At 24.7% G+C, this 13,336-nt stretch carries 15 protein-coding genes; 8 read left to right on the forward strand and 7 right to left on the reverse strand.

Features of this window, described 5'->3' with window-relative positions:
* The first annotated feature begins 55 nt into the window (after nucleotides 1–55).
* Nucleotides 56–1,786, forward strand: coding sequence for an HD-GYP domain-containing protein (locus JRV97_RS00815; RefSeq protein ID WP_280999321.1), 1,731 nt, complete (start codon nucleotides 56–58; stop codon nucleotides 1,784–1,786).
* An 11-nt stretch (nucleotides 1,787–1,797) separates the two neighbouring features.
* On the opposite strand, the gene mnmG is transcribed toward JRV97_RS00815, so the two are convergent.
* From mnmG to JRV97_RS00850, 7 genes are all read right to left on the reverse strand, one after another.
* The gene (gene mnmG, locus JRV97_RS00820) at nucleotides 1,798–3,669 is read right to left on the reverse strand and encodes a tRNA uridine-5-carboxymethylaminomethyl(34) synthesis enzyme MnmG (protein WP_407081559.1); all 1,872 of its coding nucleotides are present in this window, start codon (nucleotides 3,667–3,669) and stop codon (nucleotides 1,798–1,800) included.
* A 119-nt stretch (nucleotides 3,670–3,788) separates the two neighbouring features.
* Nucleotides 3,789–4,847 carry an ABC transporter permease gene (locus JRV97_RS00825; protein WP_280999325.1) on the reverse strand — a complete coding sequence of 353 codons (1,059 nt, stop codon included), beginning with the start codon at nucleotides 4,845–4,847 and terminating at the stop codon, nucleotides 3,789–3,791.
* Nucleotides 4,840–5,958: an ABC transporter permease gene (locus tag JRV97_RS00830; RefSeq protein WP_280999327.1), complete on the reverse strand. Its 1,119-nt coding sequence runs from the start codon at nucleotides 5,956–5,958 to the stop codon at nucleotides 4,840–4,842. The genes JRV97_RS00825 and JRV97_RS00830 overlap by 8 nt, the downstream gene beginning before the upstream one ends.
* Before the next feature lie 4 nt (nucleotides 5,959–5,962).
* Nucleotides 5,963–6,862: an ABC transporter ATP-binding protein gene (locus JRV97_RS00835; RefSeq protein ID WP_280999329.1), complete on the reverse strand. Its 900-nt coding sequence runs from the start codon at nucleotides 6,860–6,862 to the stop codon at nucleotides 5,963–5,965.
* Nucleotides 6,855–7,337 carry a LiaF transmembrane domain-containing protein gene (locus JRV97_RS00840; RefSeq protein WP_280999330.1) on the reverse strand — a complete coding sequence of 161 codons (483 nt, stop codon included), beginning with the start codon at nucleotides 7,335–7,337 and terminating at the stop codon, nucleotides 6,855–6,857. The genes JRV97_RS00835 and JRV97_RS00840 overlap by 8 nt, the downstream gene beginning before the upstream one ends.
* A 4-nt stretch (nucleotides 7,338–7,341) precedes the next feature.
* Entirely contained in the window at nucleotides 7,342–8,172 is an 831-nt protein-coding gene (locus JRV97_RS00845; protein WP_280999331.1) for a hypothetical protein, read from the reverse strand.
* A 1-nt stretch (nucleotide 8,173) separates the two neighbouring features.
* The gene (locus tag JRV97_RS00850; protein WP_280999333.1) at nucleotides 8,174–8,572 is read right to left on the reverse strand and encodes a PspC domain-containing protein; all 399 of its coding nucleotides are present in this window, start codon (nucleotides 8,570–8,572) and stop codon (nucleotides 8,174–8,176) included.
* 145 nt (nucleotides 8,573–8,717) lie between these two features.
* On the opposite strand from JRV97_RS00850, the gene JRV97_RS00855 reads away from it, so the two are divergent.
* The 7 genes from JRV97_RS00855 (at nucleotide 8,718) to JRV97_RS00885 (ending at nucleotide 13,288) form a co-directional block, all read left to right on the forward strand.
* The gene (locus JRV97_RS00855) at nucleotides 8,718–9,254 is read left to right on the forward strand and encodes a hypothetical protein (protein WP_280999335.1); all 537 of its coding nucleotides are present in this window, start codon (nucleotides 8,718–8,720) and stop codon (nucleotides 9,252–9,254) included.
* Complete coding sequence (locus JRV97_RS00860) at nucleotides 9,209–10,042, forward strand: hypothetical protein (protein WP_280999337.1); 834 nt, start codon at nucleotides 9,209–9,211, stop codon at nucleotides 10,040–10,042. The genes JRV97_RS00855 and JRV97_RS00860 overlap by 46 nt, the downstream gene beginning before the upstream one ends.
* A complete protein-coding gene (locus JRV97_RS00865; RefSeq protein WP_280999338.1) occupies nucleotides 10,039–10,998 on the forward strand; it encodes a calcium/sodium antiporter in 960 nt (319 codons plus the stop codon). The genes JRV97_RS00860 and JRV97_RS00865 overlap by 4 nt, the downstream gene beginning before the upstream one ends.
* 11 nt (nucleotides 10,999–11,009) lie before the next feature.
* Complete coding sequence (locus JRV97_RS00870; RefSeq protein WP_280999340.1) at nucleotides 11,010–11,693, forward strand: metal-dependent hydrolase; 684 nt, start codon at nucleotides 11,010–11,012, stop codon at nucleotides 11,691–11,693.
* A 92-nt stretch (nucleotides 11,694–11,785) separates the two neighbouring features.
* Nucleotides 11,786–12,058, forward strand: coding sequence for a thioredoxin family protein (locus JRV97_RS00875; RefSeq protein WP_280999342.1), 273 nt, complete (start codon nucleotides 11,786–11,788; stop codon nucleotides 12,056–12,058).
* A 103-nt stretch (nucleotides 12,059–12,161) separates the two neighbouring features.
* Nucleotides 12,162–12,602 (forward strand): J domain-containing protein, encoded by a 441-nt coding sequence (locus JRV97_RS00880; protein WP_280999344.1) that lies wholly within the window; start codon nucleotides 12,162–12,164, stop codon nucleotides 12,600–12,602.
* Nucleotides 12,603–12,637: 35 nt separating this feature from the next.
* Nucleotides 12,638–13,288: a DUF47 domain-containing protein gene (locus JRV97_RS00885; protein ID WP_280999346.1), complete on the forward strand. Its 651-nt coding sequence runs from the start codon at nucleotides 12,638–12,640 to the stop codon at nucleotides 13,286–13,288.
* The last annotated feature ends 48 nt before the right edge of the window (nucleotides 13,289–13,336 follow it).

Below are 13,336 nucleotides of genomic sequence, written 5' to 3' on the forward strand. Positions count from 1 at the left end.
AATATATCCCCTTTCTATGATATAATATTTTTGAAACTATTAAAGAGGTGGAATTATGAAAAACTTATCAATGCATAAAATAACTTTACAAACTTTTATTATTATAATAGCATCTTTTTCTCTTTCTTTTATTATCATATCATCTTTTTTAAAACAAAACGAGCAAGTAAATAAATTTTATGAAAATATAAAATTAACAGTTGAAGTTGTCAATGATGTTTTAGTAAACGATTTTGAAAAAGCAATAATAAATTATAGTTTTTCAGATATAAATCCATCTTTTATTTCAATGACAAACCCTATAAAATCAAGTAATAACGAACTAATAAAAAAATTTTTTGCTATTAATATATTTTATATCGGAAAGAAAAACAATTATCTATATTTTAAAATAATAAATAAAGATATTATTAAATATCTCAAACTTGATTTAATTCATTTTTTAGATATTCATTTTTCAAATTTAGATTTAAATTTTAATTATTATATTACAGACAATAATAATATTTTTGTTTATGGGAATAAGTCTTTTTATGAAAAATATAATAATATACAATATATTAAAGATATTTATAAAATAAAATCTTTCTATACTACTAAATTAGATTTTTTCAAAATTAATAATAAACCTCTTTTAAAAATTTATGTTTTTTTTAAACCAAGCATTTTTGATTTCCCTTTGAATTATATAAAAACATTTTTATTCTCAATTATTCTTACAATTATCATATCTTTAATATACCATTTTTATCTTTTCCGGTTTATAATGTTTAAATTTAATTTAAATAAAGAATTAATAAAAAAAATTACTTTAAATTCCATTATTGAAAAAGAAGACGATTTTGAAATAATCGATACATCCATACCTGAATTTAACGAGCTTTTTCAAGATTTTTTTAGAATAATTAATACATTAAAATTACCACTTAAAAATGCATTATCTGAAAATAAAAAATTAAGAGCAAATATAACTAAAACCGAAAAAGAAAATTTAGCAATTCTCACATTTCTCTCAACTTTTAAAAAATTTCTATATGGTAAAAACAATTATAGAACATTTGATTTGACTATAAAAAGGTTAAATGAAGAACTCCCATTTGAATCTGAATTATTAAAACAAAATTTAAATAATCTATTCAATAAATTAAGTATTAAAATTATAGAAATAGAAAATATAAAAAATAATTATTATTCACAACTGGAAATTTTATTTAATATTATTGGTTCAATGTCTGAAATAAAAGAATATGATGTAACTCATAATATATTAATGGGTAAAATTTCTTATTACCTAGGCGAAAAACTCGAATTAAATGAGATACAACTAAAAAGTCTTTATTATGGTGCCAAAATTCATGATTTAGGAAAGATTTTCATTCCAGATAAAATTCTTTTAAAAAATGGAAAACTAAATAATGAAGAATGGAATATTATAAAAAAACACCCTAAATACGGACTCATAATATTGAATAATTTAAAAATTTACCCTTTTCTAAATATCGGAAAAATTATTATTTCACATCATGAAAAATGGAATGGTAAAGGCTATCCCTACGGATTATCAGAAAAAGAAATACCCCTTGAAGGCAGAATCGTTTCCATTGTTGATTCATTGATAGCTTTAATTACAGATAGACCATATAGAAGCGCTTATTCATATGAAGATGCTTTAAAAATAATAGAATTAGAATCAGGAAAAAGTTTTGACCCAGAGTTAGTTTCTATTCTTTTAAAACACAAAAACCAAATTAAAAATATAATAGAACAGGAATTAAATAAAAAATAGCGGCCTAGCCGCTATTTTGATTTTAAATACATTGTCAAATTCATAATATCTGCAGGTGTTATTCCAGGAATTCTCATTGCTTGACCAACCGATTTCGGCCTTACTTTACTTAATTTTTCAACAGCTTCGAAAGCTAAATTTGGTACCTGTTTATAATCTATATTTTCAGGTATTTTCTCTTTTTCCAGATTTTTCATTCTTTCAACATCTTCCATCATTCGTTTTATATAACCACCATATTTTATTGATATCTCAACCTGTTCTAACAACTCAGAATCTTTAATTGGCATTGGATCAAGTTCTATTAAATCTGCATATAATACTTGAGGTCTTTTTAATATTTCATATAAACTCATACCGTTTTTAATTGGAGATGTTCCTTTTTTAACCAAAATATCATTTATTGTATTATTTGGTTTTACTTTAATTTTTTTCAATCTTTCTATTTGTTCATCAATATCTCTCTCAAGTCGTAAAACTTTTTCATAAAATTCTTTAGGTATCAAACCATATTTATAACCATATTTTGCTAATCTCAAATGAGCATTATCATGTCTTAATAACAACCTAAATTCTGCTCTTGAGGTCAATAATCTATATGGTTCATTTGTACCTTTTATAATTAAATCATCAATTAACACACCTATATATGATTCAGATCTTGCAGGAACAAACGGTTCTTCTCCCCTAATTTTTAAAGCCGCATTAATTCCAGCAATTAATCCTTGCCCAGCAGCCTCTTCATAACCACTAGTCCCATTAATCTGTCCGGCAAAAAATAATCCTTCAACTATTTTTGATTCTAAAGAATGTTGAAGTTGATCAGGATATGCAAAATCATATTCTACTGCATATGCTGGCCTTACGATAATTGCATTTTCAAGGCCTGGAACACTTCTTACCATTTGTATTTGAGCTTCATATGGCAAACTCGTACTTAGCCCATTAATATAATATTCCTTTGTTCTTCTTCCCTCTGGTTCAATAAACAATTGATGAGAATCTTTATTGAATTTTACAACCTTATCTTCTATTGAAGGACAATATCTTGGTCCTACACTTTCAATAAGCTTTACATCGCCATACAAAGGAGAAAACATTAAATATTTTTTTATTATATCATGTGTTTCTTTTGTAGTTCTTGTAAGCCAACATGGATAATCTTTATCCAAAACCTTTGGCTTAGAAAAATAGGAAAAAGCTAATGGTTCATCTGCTGTATCCTGCCTTTCCATTTTTGAAAAATCAATACTATCTTTTAAAATCCTTGCTGGCGTTCCTGTCTTAAATCTTCCAAGTTTGATTCCATTTTCTATCAATGATTTACTTAATCCATTAGCAGGAAAATCTCCCATTCTACCAGATTCAAACACACTTCTTCCAACAAAAATTTTACCTCTCAAAAAAGTTCCAGTAGTTAAAATCACAGCTTTTGCTTCATATTTTGCACCTAATTCTGTTATAACCCCTTTCACTTTTCCATTTTCTACAACTAATTCTTTAACAAGACCATATCTTAATAATAAATTTGGTGTAGAATGCAATATTTCTTTCATATTTTGAGAATAATCGTATTTATCAATTTGAGCTCTTAATGCTCTTACAGCAGGACCTTTTTTTGTATTTAACATCCTGATATTAATCATATTTTTATCTGTAACTTTTGCCTGTAGTCCTCCTAAAACATCTATTTCACGTGTAACAATTCCTTTAGCAGGACCACCAATAGCAGGATTACATGGAGCCCAACCTACATTATCTAGATTAATTGTCAGTAATAATGTCTTCATACCCATTTTAGCGGAGACATAAGCTGCTTCAATTCCTGCATGACCTCCACCAACTACAATAACATCATATTTCAAGTCATCTTCAAAATTTATCACAAAATTCCCTCCATAATTTTTATAGTATTTTAATATATTATACTATCAATATTTTTCTTTTGCTATTAAAGTTTGTGAATTTTAATTGTAATTATTAAATATTTTTTTCCTCAATTTTATTTTTCTGGTAATAAAAACCTCTTTGAAGCAAATATCAAAAGAAAAATCCCACCAAATAGCATAATTCCATTAATTAACAGGAATATATTTAAGTCCATTAACTCTATTCCAGATATATATCTTAAAGAATCCACAATATATTTTATAGGAAAAAGATATGATATGATTTTAAGGGTTTTTGGTAAAAATTCAATAGGAAAATAAATTCCTGAAAAGAACATCATTAAAGTAAAAAATATTGATGCAGCATTTTGAGCAGTTTCACTTTTTTTAAATAAAAATAAAAATAGTAGCCCAAATCCCATCATTCCTATCGTAGAGGTAAAAGATAATAATAGATATAATGGCCAATTAATAACTATTGAAAGATTAAATATGATTGTACTAGAAAATATTAATATTAAAAGAGATATAAAACTTATGAATATTCTTGTTAATGTAATTCCAATAACAAATGTATAAGATTTAATTGGGACAAGTATAAATCTCTTTAATACATTTAATCTTTTATATCTTCCAAAAACTGTAATTACAGAAAACATTCCATTTGATAATAAAGATATAGCTATTACTCCTGTTAAAAGATAATCAATATAACTTGTTTTAACTTTTGTTAGAAGAACATTTTTTTCATTTATTTTTATATAATTAAAATTTTTTGTGGTATTATCTTTATTTAAAATTGCTTTCTTTATATTTAATTCTAATCCCTGAATTAAAGAAGTATTATTCATATTTGTTTCATCATAATAAATTGTAACTTTCTTCCCTTCAATAATTACACCAACATCATAATTCCCATTTTTAATGTTTTTAGGTACATCTTCAATATTATCAATATTAATAATTTTATATATATCTGATAAGTCTTCTATAATATTTTTATCTTCAGAATATATAGCTACACTCATTAAAGAATTAGAATATTGATCATTAAATACAAAACCAAATATAATTAAAAAAATCAAAGGAAAAAATAATGTAAAAAATAGTTCAGCTTTATTCCTCAAAGCTTCTTTTGTGATGTATTTTGATAACCAAAAAATTTTATTCATACCCTAACACCTTCTTATAATTTAAAGAGAAAAGCAAAATTGAAATAAATAACCAGATTGTAGGGACTACATATATCCAAATATTACTAAATGGTGCAATATTAAAACCTACTAAACGTCTCATCCCTTCTACTAAATACGTAACTGGATTAATATATACATACCATTTAATTATCCATGGTATATTAAATATAGGAAAATATAATCCGCCCAAAAACATAGAAACTTGAAACAAAATATTTATTAATACCATTGATGTGGATAATTTTTTTGATATTGATACAAATATTAGACCTATTGAAAATAACACAATTAAGGCATATATATAAAATGCTATAAATTCTATGGTAAAAAACTTATTTGACACTTTCATAAAAATACTTTCAATAACAACAAAAATACTTGAAATTAAAACCATTAAGATACTACTAATAACTACGGCAAAAAAGTATGATGAACCTCTTATTGGAACTAATAAATACCTTTTATTAACGCCTTTTTCCCTTGAAAATAGAATATTAAAAGGTATATTAAAAAATGAAACAGACATAATAGATAACATTAATATTCCTGGAAATACAAAATCTTTATATGAAAATTTACCTTTTAAAGAATTGACAGAAACCCTTTCTATTTCAATATCATCCTTGATATTTTTGACTCTTTTTATCATTTCTATATTAACATAATCCATAAATATCTTAATTATATCTTTTGATATATTCGAACCGCTTCTTCCTTCAACATAATATAAATCTACCTGTGGATTTATGTCATTTATTAAGATTAATGTTTTAGGAATAAATAAAACAGCATCTAATTTTCGTGATTTTAATTTTTCTATAGCTTCATTTAAATTTTTTATTTCTGTTTTATTCATTGGCATATTATCAAAAGTTTTTGATAAAATAGTTTTAGATAGTATATTTATATTTTTTTCATATACTATACCTACATTAAAATCTTTAATATTTAATTCATTAGGTTTTCCAAAGATTGAAACTAAAATCATAAAAAGTATTAATGGAAAAACAAATGACCAAAAAAATGTATCGAATTCTCTTATATCATTTTTAAATTGATAATATGCAAGCTTTAATATTTTTTTCATATTATCATTCCCTTAACGAACGTCCTGTTAAACTTAAAAAAACGTCCTCTAAATTAGGTTTTCTAATAACAATGTTATCTACAGAAATATCTTTTTGTTTTGAAAATTCAAGTATATCAAATAATGTCTTTTCTAAATCATTAGTGCTTATTTCCAATTTGTCGTTTAAAATAATTCCATTAAAATTATTTTTGAATAATTCAGGATTATTGGTTTGAAAAATAATAACAGACTCTTTTTTTAAGGATTTTATTAATTCTTCTACATTTCCTTTAACAATTATTTTCCCACTATCGATAATATGAATAGTATCAGATAAATATTCTGCTTCTTCCATATAATGTGTAGTTAGAATAATAGTTTTTCCTTCTTTTTTTAATTCTAAAATTAAATCCCATATCATGTGCCTTGCTTGTGGATCCAACCCCGTTGTAGGTTCATCCAAAAAAACTATTTCTGGATCATTCACTAAAGCAACTGCAATAGCTAATCTTTGTTTTTGACCACCAGATAATTCTTTAATTTTAGAATCCTTTTTTTCATTTAACAAAAATTTAGATATTAATTTATTTACATCATATGATTTGTTATATAATCCACTAAACATTTTTAATGTTTCAAGAACTGTCAAATTTTCCAAAAAAGAACTACTTTGTAATTGAACGCCAATTCTTTCTTTGATATAAAAATCTTCTGGAGAATAATATTTTTCAAAATATATTATTTCCCCATCATCTTTTTTTCTTAATCCTTCTATTATTTCTAAAGTAGTTGTTTTTCCAGCACCATTTGGACCTAGTAATGAAAAAATTTCGCCTTTTTTCACAAAAAAAGATATTCCGTCAACTGCTTTTACATTTCCATAATGTTTTTTTAAGTTTTTAACTTCAATAATATTATTCATTATGCCCCCTTCTTTTTATTAATATATTTATTCCAATTCCTATAAATAATAGCCCAATAATATAATTCCATATATTAATTTTTATTAATTCTTGCAGGAAAAATATAATTGAAAGACCACTTAGAAAAATTATAGGGAATATATATTCTTTTAATTTTTTAGTTACTATAGACATTTGTAATAAACCAATTGCAGGAGCAAGTATAAAACCAGGCCAGAGATATTCCATTGAACTATATCCTAAAAAAGCAGACAAATAAAATATGACACCTAAAGTTATTAATATACCCCCTGGAACCAATCCACCAGGATTTTTCTTATATTTAAAATATAAATATTCAAATCTAAATCCTAAAATTAATAATATTGAAGGCCAAATATAATTCCAATTTAAGTTAATATCTATTATATTAGATATTATTAAATACAATCCTAATAATATTAAAATTAAACCACCAAATATACTATTTTTCATATAATCACTCCCCTGAATCTATATTTATATTTAAAACACCTGCATCTATATTTCCTTTAAATACAGCATCCATATTTTTTATTAAATCATCTGATATTTTAATAGTTTTTATTCCACCATCATAATTTAAATTATATGTAGTATTCTTAGGAATTATTAAATTAATTTTTGAAACTCCGCTATTAATATCTAAATATAAACTTTCTTTAAATTCATTTATTATTCCTTTTAAATTGCTTACACCAGCATTTATAGACAACATTTTAATTATATTACTTACATTATTTAATTCTACATTTGCAACTCCACTATCTATATAAATATTATATAAGTATTTTTCAGGTATATTTATGTAGATTTTATATCCTTTACCTATAATTTTTTGTTTTTTAAAGAATATATCATTACCCTTTTTATCTATATTTAATAACATTGGTCCATAATAATATCCTGAAATCTTATCCGATACATTATCAGTATTTATTTCTAAGTTAAGTGCAGATAAATCAAAATATAAATCTAAAGCATCTGAGTCAGGTAATATTTCAAACTCCATTTTTTCATAATTTTTATAATTATTAAAATTAAGGTTAATAATGTTTTTATTAAAATTCCAGAATACTAATAATAATAAAAATATAGCTACTAAAAATATATTTAATCCTTTTAACCATTTTAATTCTTTGGATAAAATAGATATACCAATGATTATTAATATAAACGGCCAAAACTTAGTGAAATTAATCCCTATTCTTAAAATTAAATCGATGTTAAAACCTTGAACAACAAATAAAATACCTAAAATTATAAAAAATAATCCAACTATATATCTCATTTTATTTCTTCCCCCTTATAATTAGATATATTCCAAAAACCAAAAACAATATTCCAAAAATAACGCTAAAAGATACTATATGAGGAAAAAAGTTATTTAATATGAATATTATTCCCAAGATCAAAAAAGTTAGTCCTATAAACAAATTATTTCTTTCACTATATTTATGTTTATTAAAATTTTTTTCTGATTCATAAACATTTTCATCAGAAATTGCAGGTTCTTCAGGAATAATTATCCACGCTATAATATATAACAAAATTCCAATACCATCAATTAGTATTAAACCTAAACATATTAACCTAACAAGTGTTGAACTTATTTCAAAATATTCTGCTAAACCTCCACACACTCCACCTAAAAACTTATCCTTACGTGAGCGATATAATTCTTTTTTCATACCATCACCCCTCTTATTTTTCTCTTATCTTTAATTATATACTACTTTTATTATATTTTAAATATTAAAATGATATATTGTCATTTTTTCATAGTAAAATGACAAATAATTATGTGATATAATTTGATTCGAGAGGAGGGATATTATGAAATTAAACTTTTTAGCTTTACAGTTCAATACATTAGATAATCTGGAAGATAATCTGGAGTTTATTGAAGGAATTATGGACTTTGTTTATCACAAAAAATTATCTTTTTTCTTTATTAATGGTAATCCATTTAAAAATGGTAACATAAACGAAGAGGAATTTGAACAAATCACTGATTTCCTATCAGCATTGTCGGATTATAATAATTGCACTATAGTTACTGCACAAACATATCAAAAAAAATATAAACTTTTTATTCAAAAGCCATACGAAGAATTAGAAATAACTAAATTTTTCGAATTTGAACTAAATAATGGAAAAAAATTATTAATTAACTCAGATATTCAGAATGAAAAAAATTATCTTAACATTCATATTAACCCTAATTTTGAAATTCAGAATCTAGAATTATTAAAAAAAGTTGAAAATTATCTATATTTAACTCAACCAGTTTTAGGAAAAACAAAAATAAAAATAGGTGGACAAAAATGGTTAGGCGGAAATACCGAAGGTTATTTATATTTCTCCTGGTAATTGTTGTACTTAATTTTTTTAAAATGATTTTTATTACAGATAATATTATTTATATTATTAATATTTCTTATAACCCTAAAACAGAATTTATAACTGGGCATCAATATTTTAATGGTTTTTTCATGTACAAAAAGTTTAACCTAGAAAAAAATGCTCTTTTAAAATTCAATTCGATTGGAATACCATATTTTATTAATTTATCAAATAATATTCTGATAAAAAAGGCCGAAAATAACATTTTCATATTTCATGAAAAGAATATACATAATTTTAAAGTTGAAAATTTGACTTTTAAATCACAAATTCCGCTTAATATCATCCAGCTTACAAACATCATAAAATTCCTAAAAAACATTGATATAAATATTCCAAAAAATTTATTTATTCTGGAAACTCAATATAAACAGTCTTTTTTTGTTCCTAAAAATTATATATTCATTCGTCCAAAGGATATAAAAAATGGCATTTTTGTTCATGAGCTCTCTCATTATACTTTTGGATATAAAATCCAAAGAAAAAACAAAAATGATATCTGGCCTGAAATAATTTGCGAGGCTATAAGATTAAAATACTTATCTTTATACGATTATAATTTATATAATGAAATATTAAATAAAAAGACTGATACTCCAGATCAAACATATTCTCAAATATTAAAATATCCATTAATTTTAAAAAAATTGAACACTTTTATTTTTGAAATGAAGAATAAATATAACAACACTTCTTTATCAGATCAGGATTTTTTTAAGTTTTATTATTATTTTGAAAGGAGAGAAAATAATTGATATTAGATATCGTTTTAATTATTGCTGGTATGTTCCTATTAATAAAAGGAGCTGATTATTTAATAGAAGGATCTGTAGGTTTTTCAAAAAGAATTGGGGTTTCTGAATTATTTACAGGTTTAACCCTTGTAGCTTTTGGAACTAGTGCCCCAGAACTCTTTGTTAGTATAAGCGCCGCACTAAACGGTTCAGCTGGTATTGCTTTAGGAAACGTTATTGGAAGCAATATTACAAATATAGCTTTAATTTTAGGTTTATCTTTAATGATTAAAAAAAGTACAATTCCAAAAAGCACTTTATATTATGAAATCCCTTTTGTAATACTCATATCTTTAACTCTTTTATTTATGTTGTTAGATGGAAATAGCGCTTTATCAATATATGACGGGTTTATCCTATTAACTTATTTGATTATCTTTATAGCTTATATGTATAACATGGCAAAAAATGATAAAAGCATTCAGGAACAATTGCTTGAAGAAATTCAGGAAGTAAAAATTAAGACTATGTCATGGAATAAAATAATTTTTTTAGTTTTATTGGGCATCGTGATGTTGGCAATTGGTGGAGAAATAAGTGTTAGAGGAGCTTCTCATTTTGCTAAAACACTTGGTTTAACCGAAACACTCATTGGTGTAACCATTATTGCAATTGGAACTTCTTTACCAGAATTAGTCACAAGCATAATCGCAGCTAAAAAAGGAACAAATGATATATTAATAGGTAATTTAGTTGGTTCAAATGCTTTTAATATATTAGTTGTATTAGGAATAACTGCAAGTATTCATCCTGTTATACCTGATAGAAGTGTAATTTTTGATGCATATTATATGGTCGGGGTAATATTTCTCACAGAACTATTTTTACTTAGAAAAAGAGAAGCTGGATTCTGGAAGGGTTTAATCCTTTTCTTATCATATTTATCATACATAATTATTAACTTAAGATTAGGATAGGAGGGGAAAAAATGAAAGTTTATTTTCTAGGGCATGCTGTTGTTTATATTGAAGCTAGTAAAAAAATAATAATTGATCCTTTTTTAAGTGGAAATCCTCAAGCTAAAAAAAACATTGATGATTTTAAAGAATTAGATTATATTTTAGTTACTCATGGTCACGGAGACCATATTGGAGATACTATCGAACTAGCCCAAAGAACAAATGCAACAGTAATTTCCAATTTTGAAATTATAAATTATTTGAGTTTTAAGGGATTAAAAAATTTACATCCTATGCATATTGGAGGAAGAAAAAAATTTGATTTTGGATCAATAAAAATGACTCCTGCTTTACATGGTTCTGGTATCTTCGAAGGAAATAACATTATATATGGCGGAAATCCTGGTGGATTTATTATAGAGATAGACGGGGAAAAAATTTATCATTCAGGAGATACCGGCTTAACTAAAGATATGGAATTGTTAGAATTGGAAAAGATAGATTTAGCTTTTCTGCCAATTGGAGGAAACTTTGTCATGGATGTGGAAGATGCGATTGTTGCAACAAAAATGATTAAACCAAAAATAGTAGTTCCTTTTCATTATAATACATGGGAAATAATAAATGCCGATGCCGATGGTTTTAAACGAAAAGTTGAAAGTTTAAAAATAAAATGTGAAATATTAAATCCTGGTGATTATATAGAACTTTAAAAATCTTCATCTTGTTAACTGTTTTTCTTTAATATTTAAATTCATTTTGTTAAAATCCTCCTGAAATAAAAATTTTTAAAGGGGGTAGAATTGTGAAAGCGTATTACTTCGCTAATAAAACTTGTAGAACTTGTAAAGGCTTATGGCCAAAGGTAGAAAATCTTATGAGTGAAAACAACATTGAATTAGAATATGTAGATGTTGAAGAAAAACCTGAAGTTTCCGGTCAAATGCTGGTCTTCTCTGTTCCAACATTGGTCTTTGTAGACGAAGACAATAAAGAAATAAACAGATTTTATAGAAATTTTGGTATGCATGAAGTTCAAAGCTTTATCGATAGATATTTATCAATAATGAATTCATAGGCTCGTTTAAATACGAGCCTATTTTTTTTGAAAAAACAAAGAAACATTTTATAAACGTTGATATGTTAGAATAGCTATAGATATTACGGAAAGAAGGAATAAAATGGAAGCTATCCTAACATTTATTGGATTATTGGTTGTAATTTCATTTTTCTTTAGATTTATTGGCGCGATATTTATTATGTTATTTAGATATCCTATATTATTATTATTTGTTATATTAGGAATATATTTCTTATTCAGAAATTTCAGATTTAGATTCTATACTTATAAAACAAGAGAAAATCCATATAGAAATTATGGGAATCAATCTCAAAGTAATTATGGCTCCCAAAATTACTACGATTTAAGGCAGAAATATGATTATTACAGATCTTTATTTAACTTACCAGAAAATTTCACTAAGGATGAATTAAAGAAACGATTCAGAGAATTAACGAAAAAATATCATCCTGACAAATGCCCTGATAATAAGGAAAAATGTGAAGAACAGTTTAAAAAAATTAATGAGGCATATGAATTTTTATTAAAATATGCAAAATAATTTTGGAGGTGATTGGTATTACTATTTGGGGAAAAATGTTTCAGAGATTCAACCCTATAGAAGAAATTATCAAGCATGCCCGTGTTGTTGAAGAAGCTTCTGATTATTTACCAGAACTCTTTGAAAGATATTTAAACGGAAAACCCATCGATGATTTAGTAAATAAAATCGATAAACTCGAAGATGATGCAGATGATATAAAGAGAAATTTTAGGCAATTTTTAAAAAAAGGATATTTATACAGATTTGAAAGATCTGAATTATTAAATTTTATTGACTTACAAGACAAAATAATTGATTTAATTGAAGATGTTGCAAAAAAAATGACATTTAACAGAATAAACTTTGATGAAGAACATAAAAAAATGATTTATTCAGTTGTTGATGAAATAGAAAAAATGCTTGATCATTTTAAGAAAACTGTTAAATACATAAATGTAATTCTTGATTCTGATTTCTCTAAAAACACTATATCTTCTGAAGAAGAGGATATTAATGAAATGAAATGGTTTGAAAAAGATATAGATAATAAATTATTTAAATTTGGAAAATGGTTATATTCTCAAAAAGAAACATTACATCCTGTTGATTTTCTTTATATTAGAGAATTAATATTATTACTAGCAAGAATAGCAGATGTTGCTCAAAATGTTTGTGATAGAGTTCATATACTTATCAATGAGTAAAGGAGGAAGACTGTGACTATTATACTTATAATAGGATTATTGATTGGT

Source organism: Marinitoga aeolica, assembly GCF_029910535.1.
Classification (GTDB): domain Bacteria; phylum Thermotogota; class Thermotogae; order Petrotogales; family Petrotogaceae; genus Marinitoga; species Marinitoga aeolica.

Excerpts from the sequence above, each read along its gene's own strand:
- JRV97_RS00815 (WP_280999321.1), top strand. The coding sequence starts at position 56 with ATGAAAAACTTATCAATGCATAAAATAACTTTACAAACTTTTATTATT.
- JRV97_RS00825 (WP_280999325.1), bottom strand. The coding sequence starts at position 4,847 with ATGAATAAAATTTTTTGGTTATCAAAATACATCACAAAAGAAGCTTTG.
- JRV97_RS00830 (WP_280999327.1), bottom strand. The coding sequence starts at position 5,958 with ATGAAAAAAATATTAAAGCTTGCATATTATCAATTTAAAAATGATATA.
- JRV97_RS00835 (WP_280999329.1), bottom strand. The coding sequence starts at position 6,862 with ATGAATAATATTATTGAAGTTAAAAACTTAAAAAAACATTATGGAAAT.
- JRV97_RS00840 (WP_280999330.1), bottom strand. The coding sequence starts at position 7,337 with ATGAAAAATAGTATATTTGGTGGTTTAATTTTAATATTATTAGGATTG.
- JRV97_RS00845 (WP_280999331.1), bottom strand. The coding sequence starts at position 8,172 with ATGAGATATATAGTTGGATTATTTTTTATAATTTTAGGTATTTTATTT.
- JRV97_RS00850 (WP_280999333.1), bottom strand. The coding sequence starts at position 8,572 with ATGAAAAAAGAATTATATCGCTCACGTAAGGATAAGTTTTTAGGTGGA.
- JRV97_RS00855 (WP_280999335.1), top strand. The coding sequence starts at position 8,718 with ATGAAATTAAACTTTTTAGCTTTACAGTTCAATACATTAGATAATCTG.
- JRV97_RS00860 (WP_280999337.1), top strand. The coding sequence starts at position 9,209 with ATGGTTAGGCGGAAATACCGAAGGTTATTTATATTTCTCCTGGTAATT.
- JRV97_RS00870 (WP_280999340.1), top strand. The coding sequence starts at position 11,010 with ATGAAAGTTTATTTTCTAGGGCATGCTGTTGTTTATATTGAAGCTAGT.
- JRV97_RS00880 (WP_280999344.1), top strand. The coding sequence starts at position 12,162 with ATGGAAGCTATCCTAACATTTATTGGATTATTGGTTGTAATTTCATTT.
- JRV97_RS00885 (WP_280999346.1), top strand. The coding sequence starts at position 12,638 with ATGTTTCAGAGATTCAACCCTATAGAAGAAATTATCAAGCATGCCCGT.